Raw genomic sequence first — 21,224 nt, forward strand, 5'->3', positions numbered from 1 at the left:
CCACTACCTGGAGCCTTTTTTGAAAAGTACCACTTCCACTGTCTGAATTATAATCAACAAATCCAGAAGCAAGCTCTGATTCTTGATGTAATAGAGGTCGTATCGAAGCTTCTCTCGAGTATCTTCTTCATTGTCTGCATACGCGAAGCAAAGTTGCGCCCACCCGGTTAAACCGGGCTTCACCCGATGCCGCTCACTGTAAAACGGAATCTTTGCACTCAGCTGCTCTACAAAAACCGGGCGTTCCGGACGAGGGCCAACGAACGCCATGGTGCCATTAAGAACGTTGTAAATCTGAGGCAACTCATCAATACGAACCTTGCGGATAAATTCCCCGACACGAGTCACCCTGGAGTCATTTTTACAAGCCCAGACCGCCCCGTTCTTCTCCGCGTCGATTCTCATCGATCGAAACTTGTATACCTTGAAAACGCTCCCATTCAGACCCACTCGCTCCTGACTGTAAAAAATCGATGCATTCAGCCCATCCTCAACTTTTATCGCTATTGCCGTAACCAGCATTAAAGGAAGACCTGCCAGCAACAGCAACGTCGCAGCGAGAACATCCAGCGATCGCTTACCCACTCCGTAGACAGAGGAAACAGCAAATCCATCGGAGAAAACCAGCCATCCCCGTGTCACCATTTCCAACGCGACTTTTCGTGACTCACGCTCATAAAAGTTCGCGCCATCAACAATCCGAACCCCCTCCATCTTGCACTCCAGCAACTCCTCCATCGGTAGCCCTTTCCGGCGATCATCCACGGCCACAACGATTTCGTTCACCGGGTGTTTACGTATGTAATTCTGAAGTGTAGTAGGAATATTGAGTAAATGGCGTTCATCGATCTCAACCTGTTCCTCAGGCAGCGGGACAAAGCCAACCAGGTTAAACCCTTTGCGGTTGAGGGGAGTCTTCAGGTCTTCATGAAGTTGCCTGGCTCGACGGCCAGCGCCCAGAACCAACACCTTCCTTTTGAATGCGTCACTACCCAGGCTGCCGATAAAAATGAACCGGGCAATGCCCATCAAAAAGAAGCCCAGAACAGAGCTGGTGGTTAGCATGGCGCTGGTTCCCAGGTACCAGAACCAGTCGGAGGCAACCAGGTAAGTGAAACCACAAAGTGGAATGCTGATAATCAATGCCATGATGGTGCGCAACATCATTCCTGACATCCCGTCTTCCAGGCGGGATTGGTGCACACCCAGCGCGACCATCATCAACAAGTTAAAACCGGCAAATACAACTGCAGAGGGCAGCAGAAATGGCAGATTATCCGTGAAAAAAGAAATATCGCCGAAGTGCCGGAAAAACACCGTCACTCCGAACGCGCACACCAACAGCAAGAAATCAATCAGGCCCAGGATGATATAAGGAAGATGAATATAATGTCTGAACAATCTGACGTGTGCCACGCCAACTCCTTTTGCTGCTTACAACCATTGACCAGCTCATCCGATGCGTTGGCCTACAGCGCTTTGTTTCCATCCAGTTTACTGTAATTTTCTGTAACTGCAATCACCGGGGCGAACATCTTGACGGGATCCGAAGGGAGGAATGGGTTTTCAACGAGAGACCCAGGGAACCAGACCCGTTAGCCGGATACACAACAACTGCTTTTTCCGATTCGGAGTCACGATCCACCCCTCGACGATATAACCAAAACCGATAACCAAAACCATTTAAAGAATAACTGAAATATATTACCTCACCTTAACAAATACGCCCGGCTTAGATTCACTTATTTTTATTTAAACTGCTGTAACGGAATAATTTTCTCGTTCGACTCTCCGTTTCGCATCTTTAATCATAAACTATACTTACGTGAAAGAGCTTTGCCCTATAATGGCTACCGTCTTTTATGGAGCCATTCAACGAGCGCTATATCAGTTACTTACTCTAATTCTACGGTGGAATAGCCAGTGACCAATCACGCTGTTGAGTCTGCAATCCGCGAATGGAAAGGTCTACTCGGAGAGTCTGGGGTAGTCAAAACTGAAGATACAAACATCGGCTTTTCTACCATAGGAGCCAAGCGCCTTATCCCAGCGGTGCTTCGTCCGCAATGTAAGGAAGATGTTTCACAGATAATGGTGATCGCCCAACGCTGGAAGGTGGCGGTCTACCCCATCAGCACGGGTAACAATTGGGGCTATGGCAGCGCTAATCCTGTACAGGATAACTGCGCTGTTATTGATCTGGGTGGGATCAACCAGATCTCTGATTTTGATCCCGAAATGGGCACCGTCACAGTCGGGCCAGGAGTCACTCAAGCCGCATTACGGGACTTTCTGGATCAACAGAAAGCTGAATACCTCGTTCCGGTAACAGGTGCAGGGCCCAATTGCAGCATTCTCGGGAATGCGCTTGAGCGTGGCTATGGAATAACACCCATCACAGATCACTTTTCAGCGGTAACCAAGATAGAAGCAGTCTTACCTGACGGCTCTCTCTACACCACGCCTTTAAGTGAACTTGGCGGCTCAGAAATAGATCGGCTCTTTAAGTGGGGGTTGGGCCCCTACCTTGACGGGCTTTTCACTCAGAGTAACTTTGGCATTGTTGTCAACATTACCATCGCTCTCGCACCATGCCCTGAAACTATCACTGCATTTTTCTTTTCAACGAAAGACGATACAAAACTGGAGAAGCTGATCCCATCGGTTAGAGCCGTGCTGCGAACACTCAGCGGTTCGGTTGTCGCCATTAACCTTCTCAATAGTCAACGCATGCTCTCAATGATGGCGCCGTTCCCGGAAAATAAGGCCATCGACGGGGTTCTGCCAAGCCATGAAATTGAAGCTCTTGCTGATAAATACAGCGTTCCCGCCTGGAGCGGTGTTGGTGCAATCTACGCGTCCAAAGAGGTTGCCGTTGCGGCAAAACGAGTACTCAAACGGATTCTGGGGCCGGTAACAGACCGCCTGATCTTCATAAATCGCCGACACGTAAGAGCTGCACAGACGATCGCCCAATATTTGCCGGGAAGCCTCTCAACACGGCTCAAAGGCATGGCAGATACCCTCTCTGGCGCCCTTGAGATCATGCACGGTACTCCGAACGAAGTAGCGTTATCGCTTGCATACTGGCGGTCAGGCATCTCACCCCAGCCAGGCGTACCAAAGAATCCGGCCCGTGATGGCTGCGGGTTAATCTGGTTCGCACCTTTAGTGCCGATAAGGGGGAAAGATGCTCGCCGCTATGTACAGATGATTGAGGAAATCTGCCCTCAGTACGGCATCAATCCACTTATTACACTAACCACAGTAAATGATCGCTGCTTCGACTCTACGGTTCCCTTGCTATTTGACCGGAACAACGAAGTCGCAACCAACCGGGCAAAAGACTGCTATCGCGCACTTCTGAGCGCTGCACAGAAGGAAGGTTTTCTCCCCTACCGGCTCCATATCGACACCATGGATATACTCGGTTCGGAGAAATCAACATGTCATCTGGCAGAGATATTGAAATCCGCGATCGACCCCAACCATGTATTAGCACCTGGGCGGTACGTATCAAAAATTGAAAAAACAGGGGCTTAACGAAAGCTCGTCGAACAAATCCCGTAGTACGCTGTAGCTGGATGTTACAACGATATCCCCAATGCATGGACTATTGCCACAACAACTCCCCGAGGGGGAAGGAAAGATGAAAGATGCATAATGGCAACGCGTTGCAACATGAGTCCGATGCCGACGAAAACCACGCCAGCCAAGTGGACATCAGAGCTATATTTGATTCGATTTTTGATATCGAGCTTGCAACATCACAAGACGCAATTGACGAAGTTTTTTCAGTACGATACCAGGTCTATTGCATTGATCGCCCCTTTGAAGACCCTGCCCACTTTCAGGACAAAAAAGAGCATGATGCATACGACCCGCAGTCTTCCCATGCGTTAATTCGTCATAAGGCAACGGGTCACAGTGTAGCAACGGTTCGCCTGGTAATGACCGGAAGCTCACCCGAAAACAGCTCGCTCCCGATGGAAGAAGCCTGCGTACCCCGTATGTCGAAGCGAGTCAGAGAGGAAATCGCCGATATACCACGCGAACGTATTGCAGAAATCTCTCGCATGGCAGTCAGCCGGGAGTTTCGTAAGCGCCTTAACGAAGATAAAAGTGCTACAGGTGTCAGTGACCAGGCCAACTACAGTGATAGAGATAACGGCAAACGTGCAGTTCCCTATATCAGCCTGGGGCTTCTTGCGGCCATCATGAAAATGTCTGCAGAAAACGGCATCACACACTGGATGGCTATAATGGAGCCTGCCCAGTTGCGCCTACTTAAACGATTCGGGGTCGAATTCGATTATGTCGGACCGTTGCTGGAGTACCATGGCCTTCGGCGCCCGGCATTCACTTCCGCCTGCACGTTGATTGATGGCATCAAAAGACGACGCCCAGACGTATGGGCTTTAATTACGGATGAAGGCAGGTATACACCAGCTCGGGATCTTTAAAAAAAAGCCCTCGCTTCAAAGCGAGGGCTTTTTCAGAGGGTAACGTCCAAGCTCTTAATCAAGCGTCAGTTACGACTTCACCCCTTTTCTTCTGCGGGCAATTCCAAGGCCGGCAAGCCCAAGACCCAGCAACGCCAGAGTACCCGGCTCGGGCACCTCTTTAGCTGCAATTCTGAAGCGGGTCTCGAAATCATTGGATTTCCCTTCTTCAGTAAGAAGACCTACACATCCGACGCTGGCCCCAGCCGCCGTACACGCATCATCGGCCAGAACACCCAGGCCTACAATCTCAAGGAATACAGTATACTTGTAATCATCCAGAATGAATGATGAGGCAAACTCAAAGCCACCAGAACCATTGTCTACGGCGCCCAGAGCACCAAAGTTGTTGATGGTGAAAATATCATCACACACCGACACTGAGTCATCTACGCAGGTTCCACTGTTCAACGTTTCGTTAAAGAAGCTCATGAACGGAGTCACTGAAGGCGGCAACGAAGGCCCGGCAGGTGCTGCCGGAGTCAACGTCAGAGTGGACTCCAGAGTAAAGCCGGAAAGTGCGGCACCTGAAGCAGGAAGCACGTTGTTGGTGTGAGTGAACGTACCGCCAGCAACAAAACCGCCATTAGTCGTCAGGCCGCTGGCGCTGTTTACGTCAGTGATTGCAACGGAGGATTGATCCCCGAATCCAATACCCCAGGACAACTTACGGTCTGCATCAGACGCTGTAACTCCACCGCTGCCAGTGGTTGCAGTTACATTTTTAAATACGCTGCTTACATCGTACCCCCAATCAGTGATCATCGCAGCGTTAGCGGATGCCGCACCCAACGCCACAGGTAAAACAATGGATGAAAGAAGCGTTCTTTTAAATATTTTGTTCATATCGATCTCTCCTTGACTGTCTAACGCTGGCGGCCGCTTTACCGACAAGTGAGCCAACGGTGAAAGGATATAAGCATCACCTGTACCAACTAAAAGAAACCGATAAATATCATGATCTTAAAATTAAACGGAAACGATTTTTTATCAAGGGTGTAATTATTTTCGACATCGTCGGCTTCAATATCGCCATCCGTTAGCCAGCGTTTATGGTCTAAAAGACAAGCAAGCAAAACAACCGGTTGAGTTTGTGTAGGCTCAAAGGCACTCTGTACGATTAATGCAGAGCGCCAAATGGGAAGGAGGCACTCCCACGGCGAGGGGAAGGCCGGGCACCAAAGACAACCGATGATGATCGTAAATTAACCCGACACTCAGCCCTACCGCTCCGCGAGCGGGGAACTAGTTCATCAGAGCACGGGCTTTTTCAGCCCAATAAGCGCCCCCGTTCATCGAAAGCGCCTGTCTCAACTGGCTGCGCCCTTGTTCAATTTGTCCCGAGGCAATTAATGCGGTACCAAGGTGATAACGAATGGTTGGATTCCGGTCATCCAGTTCGACGGCTCTTTTTAACTGCGCAAGAGCCTCGTCAATCTGTCCGGTTCGATACAAAGCCCAGCCGAGAGTATCCCGGTAGATACTTCTCTTACTGTCCACTTCAACAGCCTTCCGGGCCAAACTGATTGACTCTGAGTTCTCGCCGGAGCCCAGCAACAACACAGAAAGATTATTAAGCCCCAAAGCATGATCAGGTGCGATTGCAAGTAGATTTCGGTAGGCATTGATAGCCTGATCAGGCTTGCCAGCCTGTTCGAGCCTGGAGGCATAAATGAGGTGCGCTCCGGGCTCGTTCGGTCGCAACAATAGCAACCGTTTGGCAGTCTTCACTGCGTCCTCTTTCAATCCGGCTCTCGCCTGCGCAGCCACAAGCCCCTCAAGTGCCAATGCAGATTGTTCATCCAGGCGGTAGGCATGCTCGAACTCCTCGATAGCCGCCGGGTATTGCCGAGATGCGGCCAATAAGCTGCCAAGGCGAAAGCGTACGTAGGCAGAATCAGGAAAGCGGTTCTTTGCCTCAACCAGTGGCTCAAGCCCTTTCTCGACACCCGCTTTTACCACGTAAAGTTCCGACAAAAATGTGAAAACGTCGGGCGTTGCGTCATTCGAAGCGACGAGTTTTTCTAAAGTCTCTATGGCCTCGTCAAGCTGGCCCTGATCGCGCTGATACATCGCCATTCTCGACTGAACCGCAGCTTTGTCTGCCCCCAGGTTCACCGATTTATCAAGAAAGGGTTTTGCTTTGTCCAAGCGACCAGACTGCAAGTAAATTTCGGCAACTTCCATGTGCGCGGGCAGCCAGCCCGGATGTTGGTCTACCAACTCCAAGGCCATAGCCAGCGCTTTCTCGGGATAACCAGAGGCTCGCTCAGCCATAACAAGCCCCAACCTCCCCTCCCTGGAGCCAGGATGTTCATCAAGCCACTGCAGATACCCCGTCTTGGCTTTCTCAGGGGAACCGCTTTGTAAATGCGCGGTTGCCAGTATCAACCAGGCTTCCGCAGGTGCGGAAGCCACTTTATTCAACCTCGGCTCAAGAATAGCAAGCGTGTCTGAATACGCGCCCCTTTCATTCAAAAGCCGGCCCAGGTTGGTAGCAACACCAATATAGGTATCCGGAGTGTTAGCCACCCCCCTGCTCAGGTGAAATATGGCTTTGTCGGTTTTGCCCCAATACTCATACAACAACCCCAGCCGCTGATGCGCCAGCCGATAGGATTCGTTCAGTGATAATGCCTTTCGAAGGGCTTGCTCAGCCCTTTCCAGGTGATCAGCTTCCATCAACGCGGAACCCAGCTTTGTCCAAAGCTCTGCGGAATCAGAATACAAATCGACCGCCTTCTGAAACATCTCGGCAGACAATTCGGCGCTGCCCTCAAGCAAATAAACGGTACCCAATACCTCATAACTCAATACAGAACCGGGGTTCTGCTGCAAGACGTCTTTGGCTCGGGACTTCAGGTAGGAGAAGCGACCTTGCTCCAGCGCCTGTTTCAATCCGGGAAATAACTCTTCGGCTTCCGCTGCTGTTGCCTGGACTTCTGAATAGTCTCGATAGGGGTCAGGTGTTATCGGAATTGCGGTTGTATCGCCGAAAGGCGCCAGAATTGAGATTGTCAGAAATGCGCATCTGGAAAACTTCACGATTGACTCCTTCAACCGACAAAGGCCAAAGGTACAGAGTACCTCTGGCCTAAAGCGGGAACAACGTCCTGTTATTTATTCAGTACTTGCGGCGGCGAGCTGCACCGATACCAAGCAAGCCGAGCCCCATCAGCGCCAGGGTCATGGGCTCTGGAACCTCAGCCACGCCCTCACCAACAATGATACGGTCGGTTTCACGGGCAACACTGGCGCCATCGACCAGTCCATCCATGTAGAAATCGTGAACCCCCTCCGAAACACCGGTAAACGTGACATCGAACTCGAACACCCTGGCAACCTCGCGATCGTAATCACCGGTAGCCGTGGCACCCACGCAAGTTCCGGTGTCGGCAGACACACAGGACACACTTACATCGACACCCGGCCCGGATGTGCCCAGGTCGTTCACAGTGACCTCACTGTAGGTCGAGAACGCATCGGTCACACCTGCAAGGATGTCAGCCACAAGGTCGTCAGGATCCAGGCCAGAGCTTGATATCAGACTACCTCCGGAGTGGGTGCTCAGTTCGCTCACATCTATTCCACCCCAAGACGTGCGCGTCATGCCATTGTAATCAATACCAATGAACGTTGCTCCTGATGAGTCCAGAGCTGCCTTGGCATCGGCCAGAGTCGACCCATCGGACTCCTTAAAGGTTGCGTCGCCCAAGGCAATGATGAAGCGCGCTGAACCCGGACGCCAGGATGCACCCAGTGCCGCCTCTTTGGTGGCATGAATTCCCTCTTCCGGGAAGTCGCCTCCCCCCCCGCCCAACCCGAGCGAGATTGAGTCAATGTTTGCAAGCGCCGCGCTGGTGTCCGTAGTGAGGTCGTGCATTACCCCTTCTGATCCCGGCTCACTGTAATAGCCGACACCCGTCGACAAGTCCCCGAAACCAGCCAATCCGGAAAGAATATCGCTGGCTGCAGTCTTGGCCTGGCCAATTTGAGCCCCCATGCTTCCGGAGGTATCGATCAAAAACATCACGTCGATGATACCGCCAGTAGGCGCTCCGGCATCCACCGTAACGGTTTTTCGAATGGTAACACTCTCACCGGGATCCAGTGTTGCTTCGAATGCAAGAGGATCAATAGAGTCCGCGGCCGCAGAAGCAGACCACATGCCCAGGGATACAGCACAAACTCCCAGCCCTATTCGGGCGATTTTCGATAAATTAGTAACCATCTGGCTTCTCCTTGTCTTGGTATGGACACATGCATCAGTCAAACCCCTACATCCGTATAAGCAGACTGACCATCAGAGAAGGGGCTATGTAAAGCCACACCCTCTCCTGTCTAACTAAGCGATATACCTGCCAAAAAAGAAGAAGCCATTTATTTTCAATGCGTTAGATTTACGCCGCTATCAAAACCAAGACCGAACTGTAAACCTAGCCGACACCCGGCACCCTTACCCAACCTTCCATAATGATCCGCGCACTGCGGCTCATAATGGCTTTGGTGGCTGTCCACTGCCCGTTTACTTCCTTCGCTTCCGCCCCTACCCGTAAGGTGCCAGACGGGTGACCGAAGGTGACCTGCGTGCGATCCCCACCGCCAGCAGCCAGATTCACCAGGGTGCCGGGAATAGCAGATGCAGTCGCAATGGCCACCGCAGCCGTCCCCATCATGGCATGGTGCAGCTTGCCCATGGACAGCGCCCGAACCAGCACATCAATATCGGCCGCATTGAGCTGCTTACCACTGGAAGACACATAGTCCGAAGGTTTGGCCACAAACGCTACCTTCGGGGTGTGCTGGCGGTTGGCGGCTTCGGCGATATCGGAGATAAGCCCCATTTTCACCGCACCGTAAGCACGAATGGTCTCAAACATGGCCAGGGCCTTGGGATCGCTGTTGATGTCGTTCTGCAGCTCGGTGCCCTTGTAACCAATGTCTTCCGCGTTGATGAAAATGGTCGGAATACCGGCATTGATCATGGTCGCCTTGAGTGTACCAACACCCGGCACCTCCAGATCGTCCACCAGATTACCCGTGGGGAACATGGCGCCCTCACCATCGGCCGGGTCCATGAACTCGATTTGTACTTCCGCGGCCGGGAAAGTTACGCCGTCCAGCTCAAAGTCGCCGGTTTCCTGAACCTCACCGTTGGTAATCGGCACGTGGGCCACGATGGTCTTCCGGATGTTGGCCTGCCAGATGCGGACGGTACAGATGCCGTTGTCCGGGATGCGCTCTTTGGCGACAAACCCGCCATTGATGGCAAAAGCGCCGACCGCAGCAGTCAGATTGCCGCAGTTACCACTCCAGTCGACAAAGGGCTTATCGATGGATACCTGGCCAAACAGATAGTCCACGTCGTGATCCGGCTGGGTCGGTTCGTCCAGAATCACCGACTTGCTGGTGCTGGATGTCGCGTTACCCAAGCCATCAATCTGCTTTTCGTAAGGATCAGGGCTGCCGATCACCCGTAACAAAAGCTTGTCTCGGGCTTCACCGGGAACCTGGCAAGCTTCCGGCAGATCTTGCAGGCGGAAGAACACGCCCTTGCTGGTACCGCCACGCATATAAGTGGCGGGCACTTTAATCTGAGGTGCAAATCTCATTGGTATGACTCGCTAGGTTGTGCGGCCTGCCGGAGGAAAGTTGGGGTCTGAAAGTTGGGGCCCGACCCCGTACGGAGTCAGCCCCCCCCAGGGGCCGCTTGGTTTAAGGAGTTGGAGGGGTCAAGGGGAAAGGAGTTTAAGGGGTCTGACCCCGTACGGGGTCAGACCCCACATTAGATCCCGCCTTAGGCCCCATATTCAGGCAGCCCCCTCAGACGCCAGAAAATCCTCGGCAAAGCGCTGCAACACACCACCGGCCGAGTACACAGTGACTTCCTCCGCAGTGTCGAGGCGGCAGATCACCGGTACCCGCTCAACCTCACCGGAAGCACGGTTGATCACCAGCGTCAGCGTTGCACCCGGTGCGGCCTTGCCTTCAACGTCGTAGGTTTCGGTACCATCCAGCTTGAGGGTGTGGCGCGTGGTGCCTTCCTCAAACTGCAAAGGCATTACGCCCATGCCAATCAGGTTAGTACGGTGAATCCGCTCGAAGCCTTCGGCGACGATGGTCTCAACACCCGCCAGGGCAACACCTTTGGCGGCCCAGTCACGGGAAGAACCCTGCCCGTAATCCGCACCCGCTATGATGATCAGCGGCTGTTTGCGTTCCATGTAGGTTTCAATGGCTTCCCACATCCGCATGGTTTTGCCTTCCGGCTCCACCCGGGCCAGCGAGCCCTGCACCACGTCACCGTTTTCGTCCCGCACCATCTCGTTGAACAGTTTCGGGTTGGCCAGCGTTGCACGCTGGGCAGTCAGGTGATCCCCACGGTGGGTTGCGTAGGAGTTGAAGTCTTCCTCCGGCAGGCCCATCTTGTGCAGGTATTCACCGGCTGCGGAGTCCATCATGATCGCGTTTGAGGGCGATAGGTGGTCGGTGGTGATGTTGTCCGGCAGGATCGCCAGCGGGCGCATACCCTTAAGTGCGCGCTCGGCGGCCATGGTGCCTTCCCAGTAAGGCGGGCGACGAATGTAAGTGGACTGCGGGCGCCACTCGTACAGCGGACTCTTGGCCTGCTCGGCTTCATCCAGGTTGAACATCGGGATGTACACCTGCTTGAACTGCTCCGGCTTCACGTACTCACCGACAATGCGGTCGATTTCTTCATCAGACGGCCACAAGTCTTTCAGGGTAACCGGCTTGCCATCCTTGTCGTATCCCAGAGCATCCTGCTCGATATCGAAGCGCACGGTACCGGCGATGGCGTATGCGACCACCAATGGCGGTGACGCCAGGAACGCCTGTTTGGCGTAGGGGTGAATCCGACCGTCGAAGTTGCGGTTACCCGACAACACTGCGGTGGAATACAGATCCCGGTCGATGATTTCCTGCTGGATTTTCGGATCCAGCGCACCAGACATACCGTTACAGGTTGTGCACGCGTAAGCCACAATCCCGAAGCCCAGCTTTTCCATCTCGGGCAGCAAGCCAGCTTCTTCCAGATACAGGCGAGCCACTTTCGAGCCAGGGGCAAAGGAAGACTTCACCCAAGGTTTGCGGATCAGGCCCAGTTCATTGGCTTTCTTGGCCAGCAAACCAGCCGCCACCACGTTGCGGGGGTTCGAAGTGTTGGTACAGGAAGTAATGGCCGCGATAATCACCGCACCATCGGGCATCAGGCCCTTCTTCTCTTCTTCCAGCGCCTTATCCAGGTTCACCGCAATGCCGCGCTCACCCAGCTCTGACGTCGCAACACGGCGGTGCGGGTTAGACGGACCGGCGACGTTGCGAACAACCGTGGAAAGATCAAACTCCAGCACGCGCTCGTAATCGGCTTCGGTCATCTCGGTGGCCCAGAGGCCGGTTTCTTTGGCGTACTTCTCAACCAGATCCACCTGCTCCGGCTCACGGCCGGTCAGCTTCAGATAGTCAATGGTCTGCTCGTCAATGTAGAACATCGCGGCTGTGGCACCATACTCCGGCGTCATGTTGGAGATCGTCGCACGGTCGCCGATGGTCAGGCTGGAAGCGCCTTCACCGAAGAATTCCAGGTAAGCACCCACCACACGCTCTTTGCGCAGGAACTCGGTGATGGCTAACACGATATCGGTGGCAGTAATGCCTGGCTGACGCTTGCCAGTGAGCTTCACGCCAACAATGTCCGGCAGACGCATCATGGACGGACGGCCCAGCATCACGGTTTCCGCTTCCAGACCACCCACGCCCACGGCGATAACGCCCAACGCATCAATGTGCGGGGTGTGGCTGTCGGTGCCCACGCAGGTGTCCGGGAAGGCGATCGGGTGACCGTCTTCGTCCGGGCGATTCTGGATAACCGGCGACATCTTCTCCAGGTTGATCTGATGCATGATGCCGTTACCCGCCGGAATCACATCGACGTTCTTGAACGCGGTACGGGTCCAGTTGATGAAGTGGAAACGGTCTTCGTTACGACGATCTTCAATGGCGCGGTTCTTTTCGAACGCATCGGGGTCAAAGCCCGGTGCTTCCACCGCCAGCGAATGGTCAACAATCAGCTGGGTGGGTACCACCGGGTTTACCTTGGCCGGGTCACCACCCTTCTCGGCGATGGCGTCCCGCAGGCCAGCCAGGTCTACCAGTGCAGTCTGGCCCAGAATGTCGTGGCACACGACCCGGGCTGGATACCAGGGGAAGTCCAGATCCCGCTTGCGCTCGATCAGCTGCTTGAGGGAGTCCGTCAGGGACGCCGCATCGCACTTGCGCACCAATTGCTCGGCCAGAATTTTGGACGTATACGGCAGTTTGGCGTAGGAGCCGGGCTGGATCTCTTCCACGGCCTGACGAGTGTCATAATATTGCAGGTCTGTGCCTGCTAAAGGCTTTCTGTACTGGGTATTCATAGTCTTTCTCAGCTCCGCTTGTCGATCGGCAACCATTCCTGATGCTCGGGGCCGGTGTACTCGGCGCTCGGGCGAATGATGCGGTTGTTGGCGCGCTGCTCTTTCACGTGGGCGGTCCAGCCGGATACCCGGGACATCACGAAGATCGGCGTGAACAGCTCGGTCGGAATGCCCATGAAGTGGTAGGCAGAGGCGTGGAAGAAGTCGGCGTTGCAGAACAGCTTCTTCTCACGCCACATCACTTCTTCACAACGCACAGACACCGGGTACAGAACGGTATCACCCACTTCCTTGGCCAGTTTTTCAGACCACTTCTTGATGATCACGTTTCGGGGATCGGAGGTGCTGTAGATCGCATGGCCAAAGCCCATGATCTTTTCTTTGCGCTCCAGCATGCCCATCAAGCCAGCTTCGGCTTCGTCCGGGGTCTGGAACTTCTGGATCAATTCCATGGCGGCTTCGTTGGCACCGCCGTGCAGCGGGCCACGCAGGGAGCCGATCGCACCGGTTACGCAGCTGTGAATATCCGACAGGGTGGACGCGCATACGCGAGCGGTGAAGGTGGAGGCGTTGAACTCGTGCTCGGCGTACAGAATCAGCGATACGTTCATCACCTGTTCGTGCAGTTCGCTCGGCTTCTTGCCGTGCAGCAGCTCCAGAAACACGCCACCGATGGAATCGCACTCGGTGTTGGCGGTATCAATGCGAACGCCTTCGTGGGCGAAGCGGTACCAGTAGGTGATGATGGCCGGAAATACCGCCAGCATGCGGTCAATCTTATCGTCCTGCTCGCCGAAGTCCTGCTCGGTTTCCAGGTTGCCCAGCATGGAGCAACCGGTGCGCATCACATCCATCGGGTGCGCGTCTTTGGGAATCTGTTCCAGAACAAGTTTAAGGGCATCGGGCAAGCTACGCTGGCTTTTCAGTTTTGCTTTGTATGCGTTCAGCTCCTGCTGATTTGGCAGCTTGCCACGCAGCAACAAGTAAGCCACTTCTTCAAACTGGGCATTGTCGGCCAGATCAGAGACATCGTATCCGCGATAGGTCAGGCCTGTGCCTGTTTTACCAACGGTACACAGAGCGGTTTCGCCAGCTACCTGGCCACGCAGGCCCGCACCACCGAGTTTCTTTGCTTCAGCCATGTTGGTCTCCCTTGATATTCTGATTATTGATTTCAGTTATTTCTAAATGTTTAGCGTGAAGTCTAAAGTCAGGTCTTATGTGGGGTCTGACCCCGTTTGGGGTCAGACCCCTTATCGCTAGACCCCTTCACGCTAACCGTCGAATGCCAACTTAGTCTTTTTTCTGGGCAAACAGCTGATCCAGCTTTTGCTCGAAGTCGTGGTAGTTCAGGTAATCGTAAAGTTCCATGCGGGTTTGCATCAGGTCGACCACGTCTTTCTGATCACCCTTCTCGAGAATACTCTGGTAAACGGTTACCGCGGCCTTGTTCATGGCGCGGAAGGCGCTCAGCGGGTACAGCACCATACCAGCTCCGGCATCCGCCAGCTCTTTCTTGTTGTAGAGCGGGGTGGCACCGAATTCAGTGATGTTGGCCAGCAGCGGCACATCAATGGCATCGGCAAAGGCACGGTAGTCAGACAACTCATGCACGGCTTCAGCGAAGATACCGTCTGCACCGGCTTCGATGCAGGCCTTGGCGCGGTCGATGGCAGCTTCCAGGCCTTCCTTCTGGAAGGCATCAGTACGGGCCATGATAAAGAAGTCCTCATCGACACGGGCATCGGCAGCCGCCTTGATGCGGTCGACCATTTCTTCTTTGGACACGATTTCTTTGTTCGGGCGATGGCCGCAACGCTTCTGGGCCACCTGGTCTTCAATGTGAACGGCGGCCGCGCCGGCACGCTCCATCTCACGAATGGTACGGGCAATATTGAACGCACCACCCCAACCGGTATCGATGTCTACCAGCAGCGGCAGTTCGCAGGCCGCAGTAATCCGGCGCACGTCTTCCACCACATCGTTCATGCTGGTCATGCCCAGATCCGGCAGACCGTAGGACGCGTTGGCAACGCCGCCGCCAGACAGGTAAATCGCCTGATGCCCTACCCGCTCAGCCATCATGGCGGCATAGGCGTTGATGGTACCAACGATTTGCAGTGGCTGGTTTTCTTTCAGGGCCTTGCGGAAGCGTGCGCCCGGGGAGAGCTTGTTAGACATTGGAATTACCTCTCTTGTCAGATGGTTAGAACGCCTTCTTCGATCTTCTTTTCAATGTTTCGGCGTGCGGCGTTAATGTGTCGTTTCATCAGAAATTCGGCGAGTTCGCCATCACGGTGGGCAATGGCTTCGACGATACGGCGGTGCTCACCCAGCGCCAGATGCGGACGCCCGGCGGAGGTGCTTAAACGGTAACGGTACATCCGTACCATGTAGTAAAGATCACCCAACAACATCTGGGCCAGTTTTGTATTGCGGCTACCGGTGGCGATACGGTGGTGGAAATCATAATCACCCTCGGCCTGATAATAAGCCTGGCCCTGGGCCTCTTCGATCATCTTTTCATGGGAGTTCAGGGTGTCACGCAAATCCCGGATTTCTTCATCCGTCATGCGCTCTGCCGCCTGCCTGGCCGCCAACCCTTCCATCACTTCGCGAATACGATACAGCTCCAGAAGTTCAGTGGCACTTACCGATACCACTTTCACGCCTGCGTGCGGGCGACGAACCAGAAGACCCCGGGACTCCAGGCGCCCCAGTGCTTCGCGCAGGGGGCCACGGGTAAGATTAAAGCGGGAACAAAGCTCAACTTCACCGATCTTCTCGCCAGGGCCGAGATCGCCGGTGACTATGGCGGTTTGCAGACAATTAAAGGCTTCGTCTGCTCGGGTTTGGGATTGAATCGCTGCCTGAACCATGCTTTGTTGACAATCCTTGAATTATTTCAGGCAAAGTTACGCGCAAGCGTGAGGATTGTCAACAATTCTGCGACTATTGCCAGACTGATTGTTTACATAAGAGAAGAGAGGTTCAGAAGGGCACGTGCATGGCAAAGCGCATGTCGGGGCGGCCAGGCTTATTCAAAGCTGTCGTTGTAGTATCCAACATACGCCCGATGCTGAAGTCGGCCTGAAAATCACGGGCCACAAAACCCAACACAAGCTCTCCGGACACCAGTTGGCCAGCGTCTTCATGCTGAAAGGTTTTCGCTGGCACCCACCCTTTCAGAAGCAATAGCTTGAAGTGCGCGCGCAGGTACGAGGCCAGAGGCAGGTTCACCGACGGACTTCGGGTACCCAGGCGCAACCAGCCGCCCTCGATCGCCTTCAGGGATTGCCCGTTGAAGCCTCCAGACAGCCGGGAACTGGCCACGCGGATGCGATGAGAACCGGGTATATCTTTTGATGCCGCCTGATACTGGCCATCCAGCCCGAACTGCCAATCCCGAAACTCCCGACCCAGAGAAGCGGTTACCAGGAATCGCCGGAAATGCTCATCCTGAACGCCCCCTCCGGCTTCGCTGGCGCCGGCCAGCTCATATTCAACGCCAGCATCTGTGGTGACTCCCGTCGCCAGTGAGAAGCCGCCGGGAAGCCTGTGATGCCCCCGAGCCGTCACGCCAAAGGTCGACACCTGATAATCGGACCACTGAAGGCCCTCACTCTGCAAACGCCAGCGCTTGCTGACCGAGGTATAACTTGCGTAACCGCGAAAACGGTAACCCCAGGCGGAAAATAACGGCTGGCTCCCGGCAAGGGTCAGGTTCCGCACACGGCCTTGTTTCTGCACCCGCTTAGCGCCATCTTCTACCTGTTTATCGTAATCCTTATTGGTCAGCGCAAAATCGAGGCGGCCCCGGCCCAACCCCAGGCCATAATTAACCTTCAACCCTTGTCGTTTTTCATTCACACGAAGAGCACAGGAATCGGTGTACTGAAAGCTGGCCTGATGATCAGCCCGGAACAGATTCGTGACACCTACATTTAGAGCATCCTTCTGATACCCGGAGTCCTGATCTGAACTGCCCGAAAAGGTCATTCTGGAGCGAAGCCAATGTTCACGGACTGGCTGAAGAAGTTGCGCCTCGCCGTTACCGGTGAACAGGGATTTTGCCTGGCTTTCCGCGTGCGCCGCAGCCGGAGCAGAACCGGCGAACACCAAAAACAACCACTGCGCCACAAGCACACACGCAGACGAAGCGGAAAACCGTCCCTGCTTGCGAGACAGGGTTATCGTGAATAGACGCACCATGAGAACCCGGAATACGAAACATGAACCATAGTTAATAATAGTTCACTTTATCGGAGCCGCATTCTTCGAACCAGTGGTTGCAACACAAAATAACCATTCCGTACAGGAACACCGGATTGAAACGGCTATCCAACTCAGTCCGTAACTTGGTTACACTTGCACACGCAATAATGAACGCCTTCGCCAACCTCTATGGCAATCAGACGATTAAGGACGACGAATATGATCAAAAAGTGCCTGTTTCCGGTCGCCGGATACGGAACCCGATTCCTGCCAGCCACCAAGGCCATGCCCAAGGAAATACTGCCGATTGTTAACAAACCGCTGGTACAGTACGGGGTAGAGGAAGCCTCAGATGCAGGCATTCACGAGTTCGGGTTTGTCACCGGTCGCGGCAAGCGCGCACTGGAAGACCACTTTGACATCAGTTACGAACTGGAGCACCAGATTGCGGGCACCGGAAAAGAAGGGCTGCTGACGTCCATTCGCGATCTGATCAACAACAATACCTTTGCTTTCACCCGCCAGAATGAAATGAAAGGTCTGGGGCACGCCATTCTGACCGGTCGTAACCTGGTGGGCGACAACCCGTTTGCCGTGGTGCTGGCCGATGACTTTTGTGTTGGCCCGGAAGGTGGCGACGGCGTACTGGCCCAGATGGTCAAACTGTACAACCAGTTCCGCTGCTCCATTGTGGCGATCGAAGAAGTACCGGCAGACGAAACCCACAAATACGGCGTGATCGCGGGCGAGTCGATGAAAGACGGCCTCTACCGGATTACCGACATGGTGGAAAAGCCCGCACCGGAAGACGCACCCAGCAACCTGGCCATCATTGGCCGGTACATTCTGACCCCGGACATTTTCGATATTATCGAACGTACGCCTCCGGGCAAGAATGGTGAAGTTCAGATTACCGACGCTCTGATGGAGCAGGCGCAGAACGGTTGCGTTCTGGCCTATCAATTCAAAGGGAAGCGTTTTGACTGCGGCAGCATTGACGGGTTTGTAGACGCCACCAATTACGTGTACGAAAACATCTATAAAAAACAGAGCTGAACCCGCTGTCAGTCACCCAGCAGTTGGATAATCATTCGCCGGTTTTCGTCCGTCGTTTTGCGGAACCGGCGCAACAACTCCTGCTCCTGATCGTTAGGCTGAAACCGGCCAATAGTCTGCTCCAGTTCTGCCAGTGCTGTCGTTAGGTCGTCACTGTTACTGAAAGCCAGGCCCGGCAGATCCAGTTGCCCGCCCGCCCCGTCATCCATGTCGAGCAACTGTTCCAGCGGAGTTTCTGTTTTCAGACAAAAATCGAGTAACTCACTGATGCCCGGGTAGCCGCGTTTGCGGGCATCCACCGCTTCCCAGCTATGCACCTGAGCTTCCTGCACACCGCAGATTTCCGCCACATCAGATACCGAAAGCTGTGCCTGTTCACGGAGGTAACGCAGACGACGATTGAACGATTGCAGGTACCGCATGGCTCCATGCCCCTGAAAGGTTGCCCGGAAAGTGATTCAATCTGGAAATGTACCGTACATATAGCAACCGGCACAATCCACCTATACTGAACCGAGAATAACGAGAGTAACGACAATAACAATCACGGACACGCTATGACCAAGAACCCAATGGATGTCGACACGGCCTGGCAACTTGCACTGAACGCCCGGGACATCGTTCACGATACCCTGCCCGTTCCTGGCACCAACCCGCCCTGAGATTCCCCAAAGCCAGTACCGAATTCGGCACAGAGCAGTATTTCCAGCCTGGTCTACACTACACTTGATAACTGATAACGCTTTCTCCAGGCTCACGGATGAGCCGACCTTCCGGTATTCCCTGCTTTCTTTTTTGATTTGCTACCTATAGATTGTGCACCGATCATTTCCTGATATCGGATCAATCATGTCTGACGCCCAGAAATCAGATCTCTATCTGGTTGTTGTAACCCTGATGGCAGCCATCGGGTGGATTTTTTCCAAAGAAGCGGTACTGCTAATGCCACCTTTGATGTTCATGGCTGGCCGCTTTCTGATTGCGGGCAGCTTTCTGGCCCTTTTAGCACTGCCCTCATTGCTCCGGCTCACCCGCGACCAGTTATTACGCAGCCTGGGCGTCGGCTTTGTCTTCGGCATCGCCATGACCTGCTGGATCATGGGGCTGTTCAACACCGACAGCATGGGCGAAGGTGCATTTCTGACCAGCCTCGGCGTTGTTATCGTGCCCATCATTGCCCGGCTGGTGTTTGGCGAACCACAACCCATCAGTACCTGGCTTGCAATTCCTATCGCCATTGCCGGGTTGGCCCTGCTGTCTCTGGAAAACGGCTTTCGACCAGAACCGGGCCAACTCTACTTTATCACCGCCGCCAGCATCTTTGCGCTCTACTTCACGCTGAATACCCGAACGGCCAACCAGCGTACGGTAGTCAATCGTCACGGCCAGACCATCGAAAAGAAGAAGGTACCGGCGTTGCCTTTAACGGCTATTGCGCTGCTGACCGTTGGCAGCCTGACCTTCACCGAATCAGCAATTAGTGAGCCCTGGCAGGCGACATTCAATAACCCGGATCCAATGTGGATTGTGTGGGTACTTGCCAGCGCCCTGGTCGCCACAGGCGGCCGTTTTCTGCTACAAACTTATGCCCAGAGTCTTTCCGTCAGCAGCCACGGAGTGGTCATCCTGATTCTGGAACCGGTATGGGTGGCACTGTTCGCGGTAATCTGGTTCGGCGAAACCATGTCCCTCTTTCAGGTAGCTGGCTGTACCGTTATTTTTACGGCGCTGCTGATAAACCGCTGGAACACCGTTCGCCGGGCGATCAAAGCCCTGATAGACGGAAAAAAGACAGCGCAAAGTGGTTGACCTGCCCCGATGAAATCCGTATATTGCGTCTCCGTTGCAGGACAGGACCATAGCTCAGTTGGTTAGAGCGCTACCTTGACATGGTAGAGGTCCCCAGTTCGAATCTGGGTGGTCCTACCATTCCTGCCAAGAAAGTCAGTTACTTACGGGCCTCGTGAGAACTGGCTTTTTTTGTTTCCGCCCCTAGAAGATCCCTGCTCAAACCATGCACCCTGCATGGCCCAGAAATCAAGCCTGTGACCATCTTGTGACTGGAAACAGACCAACTCAGCGAAAGTGTCTCGAAAACTCCAGATAGGCGTGATGAGCACGCTCAAGAGACACCGGTCGGAACCTTACCTCCCCGCCAGGTAGACATTGCGCCAGCCTGCTGCATGCCAGCGGAGGCAAGGTGCCCAATCTCGGATAGCCACCAATGGTCTGGCGATCGTTCAGCAGCACAATGGGTTGCCCGTCCGGTGGCACCTGAACGGCACCAAGCGCCAGCCCCTCAGACACCATGCTGCCAACTCTGGAGCTCAGTTTGGGCCCTTGAAGCCGAATACCCATCCTGTCCGACCGGTTATCCACCACCCAGGGCCGGTTAAAGAAGTTAAACAAGCTGATACCCGTAAATTCTGCAGACTGAGCACCCAGAACAAATTCCAGAGTCGGTGGCTGGCGGTAATCGGGAATCCGGCTGGAAGGCATTTCCCTTAGAGGCTTGCAGTTCCCGGCTTCTGCGCTGTCCACCCTAAGCTCATCACCTGCTTTCAGCTGACTTCCCTGGCCGTCATGCCCGCCCAGTCTTTCCCGGGCAACACCAGACAAGCTGCCCAGCACCGGATCGGCAAAAAATCCGCCTGCGACCGCCAGATAGGCTCGCAACCCCGATTTGGGAGTGCTGAACGCGAGGGTCTGGCCCGCACGGACCTTGAACGATGCCCAGGGGGCAATGGCTTCGCCGTCCAGAGTTACCCCAAGATCTGCGCCGGTCAGAGCCAAGGTCAACGCCTGGTCTGCCTGCAGACTGAGGCCTCCAAAGGTGACTTCAAGAACCGCGCGGCCCCAGGAATTCCCCGCCAGCCAGTTAGCCCAGGCCCAGGCATGCAGATCTGCAGCGCCGCCCTGGGTAATACCCAGATGCCTTACGCCATAACGGCCGGCATCCTGCAATGAGGCCAGAGGGCCGGATTTCAATACCTGAAAAGCAGATTCAGACGACATC

General features: G+C 54.3%; 16 protein-coding genes and 1 tRNA gene. 5 read left to right on the plus strand and 12 right to left on the minus strand.

Annotated elements, in window-relative coordinates; all coding sequences use genetic code 11:
- Positions 1 to 3: 3 nt before the first annotated feature.
- Entirely contained in the window at positions 4 to 1,416 is a 1,413-nt protein-coding gene (locus C7H09_RS17785; protein WP_106765245.1) for a TIGR03013 family XrtA/PEP-CTERM system glycosyltransferase, read from the minus strand.
- A 507-nt stretch (positions 1,417 to 1,923) separates the two neighbouring features.
- Between C7H09_RS17785 and C7H09_RS17790 the strand changes: the two genes are divergently transcribed.
- On the plus strand, positions 1,924 to 3,543 hold the full coding sequence (locus C7H09_RS17790) for an FAD-binding oxidoreductase (protein WP_106765247.1): 1,620 nt from the start codon (positions 1,924 to 1,926) through the stop codon (positions 3,541 to 3,543).
- 113 nt (positions 3,544 to 3,656) lie between these two features.
- Positions 3,657 to 4,463, plus strand: a complete 807-nt coding sequence (locus tag C7H09_RS17795; protein WP_106765250.1) for a PEP-CTERM/exosortase system-associated acyltransferase — start codon at positions 3,657 to 3,659, stop codon at positions 4,461 to 4,463.
- 69 nt (positions 4,464 to 4,532) lie between these two features.
- Here C7H09_RS17795 and C7H09_RS17800 read toward each other — a convergent pair whose 3' ends face one another.
- The 9 genes from C7H09_RS17800 to C7H09_RS17840 all read right to left on the minus strand — a co-directional run bounded on the left by C7H09_RS17800 (position 4,533) and on the right by C7H09_RS17840 (position 17,149).
- Positions 4,533 to 5,348 carry a THxN family PEP-CTERM protein gene (locus tag C7H09_RS17800; protein WP_106765253.1) on the minus strand — a complete coding sequence of 272 codons (816 nt, stop codon included), beginning with the start codon at positions 5,346 to 5,348 and terminating at the stop codon, positions 4,533 to 4,535.
- Between the two features lie 399 nt (positions 5,349 to 5,747).
- Positions 5,748 to 7,547: a tetratricopeptide repeat protein gene (locus tag C7H09_RS17805; protein ID WP_133166249.1), complete on the minus strand. Its 1,800-nt coding sequence runs from the start codon at positions 7,545 to 7,547 to the stop codon at positions 5,748 to 5,750.
- A gap of 79 nt (positions 7,548 to 7,626) precedes the next feature.
- On the minus strand, positions 7,627 to 8,733 hold the full coding sequence (locus C7H09_RS20040; protein WP_206074356.1) for a PEP-CTERM sorting domain-containing protein: 1,107 nt from the start codon (positions 8,731 to 8,733) through the stop codon (positions 7,627 to 7,629).
- 205 nt (positions 8,734 to 8,938) lie between these two features.
- Positions 8,939 to 10,114, minus strand: coding sequence for a 2-methylaconitate cis-trans isomerase PrpF (gene prpF / locus C7H09_RS17815; protein ID WP_106765257.1), 1,176 nt, complete (start codon positions 10,112 to 10,114; stop codon positions 8,939 to 8,941).
- A 198-nt stretch (positions 10,115 to 10,312) separates the two neighbouring features.
- Positions 10,313 to 12,937 carry a Fe/S-dependent 2-methylisocitrate dehydratase AcnD gene (acnD, locus tag C7H09_RS17820; RefSeq protein ID WP_106765259.1) on the minus strand — a complete coding sequence of 875 codons (2,625 nt, stop codon included), beginning with the start codon at positions 12,935 to 12,937 and terminating at the stop codon, positions 10,313 to 10,315.
- 8 nt (positions 12,938 to 12,945) lie between these two features.
- Positions 12,946 to 14,079 (minus strand): bifunctional 2-methylcitrate synthase/citrate synthase, encoded by a 1,134-nt coding sequence (gene prpC / locus C7H09_RS17825; RefSeq protein ID WP_106765262.1) that lies wholly within the window; start codon positions 14,077 to 14,079, stop codon positions 12,946 to 12,948.
- Positions 14,080 to 14,230: 151 nt separating this feature from the next.
- On the minus strand, positions 14,231 to 15,118 hold the full coding sequence (prpB, locus tag C7H09_RS17830; RefSeq protein ID WP_106765264.1) for a methylisocitrate lyase: 888 nt from the start codon (positions 15,116 to 15,118) through the stop codon (positions 14,231 to 14,233).
- 17 nt (positions 15,119 to 15,135) lie between these two features.
- Positions 15,136 to 15,816: a GntR family transcriptional regulator gene (locus C7H09_RS17835; protein WP_106765266.1), complete on the minus strand. Its 681-nt coding sequence runs from the start codon at positions 15,814 to 15,816 to the stop codon at positions 15,136 to 15,138.
- Positions 15,817 to 15,928: 112 nt separating this feature from the next.
- Complete coding sequence (locus C7H09_RS17840) at positions 15,929 to 17,149, minus strand: ShlB/FhaC/HecB family hemolysin secretion/activation protein (RefSeq protein ID WP_133166250.1); 1,221 nt, start codon at positions 17,147 to 17,149, stop codon at positions 15,929 to 15,931.
- 222 nt (positions 17,150 to 17,371) lie between these two features.
- Between C7H09_RS17840 and galU the strand changes: the two genes are divergently transcribed.
- Positions 17,372 to 18,208 (plus strand): UTP--glucose-1-phosphate uridylyltransferase GalU, encoded by an 837-nt coding sequence (gene galU, locus C7H09_RS17845; RefSeq protein ID WP_106765271.1) that lies wholly within the window; start codon positions 17,372 to 17,374, stop codon positions 18,206 to 18,208.
- Positions 18,209 to 18,216: 8 nt separating this feature from the next.
- On the opposite strand, the gene C7H09_RS17850 is transcribed toward galU, so the two are convergent.
- Positions 18,217 to 18,630 (minus strand): helix-turn-helix transcriptional regulator, encoded by a 414-nt coding sequence (locus tag C7H09_RS17850; RefSeq protein WP_106765274.1) that lies wholly within the window; start codon positions 18,628 to 18,630, stop codon positions 18,217 to 18,219.
- A 427-nt stretch (positions 18,631 to 19,057) separates the two neighbouring features.
- Here C7H09_RS17850 and C7H09_RS17855 point away from each other — a divergent pair, with 427 nt between their 5' ends.
- Positions 19,058 to 20,017 (plus strand): DMT family transporter, encoded by a 960-nt coding sequence (locus tag C7H09_RS17855; protein WP_106765276.1) that lies wholly within the window; start codon positions 19,058 to 19,060, stop codon positions 20,015 to 20,017.
- Between the two features lie 43 nt (positions 20,018 to 20,060).
- A tRNA-Val gene (locus C7H09_RS17860) sits at positions 20,061 to 20,137 on the plus strand.
- Between the two features lie 147 nt (positions 20,138 to 20,284).
- Here C7H09_RS17860 and C7H09_RS17865 read toward each other — a convergent pair.
- Positions 20,285 to 21,223 carry a 5-oxoprolinase subunit C family protein gene (locus tag C7H09_RS17865; protein ID WP_106765278.1) on the minus strand — a complete coding sequence of 313 codons (939 nt, stop codon included), beginning with the start codon at positions 21,221 to 21,223 and terminating at the stop codon, positions 20,285 to 20,287.
- Between the last annotated feature and the right edge of the window lies 1 nt (position 21,224).

This window comes from Marinobacter fuscus (genome assembly GCF_003007675.1).
Taxonomy (GTDB): Bacteria; Pseudomonadota; Gammaproteobacteria; order Pseudomonadales; family Oleiphilaceae; genus Marinobacter; species Marinobacter fuscus.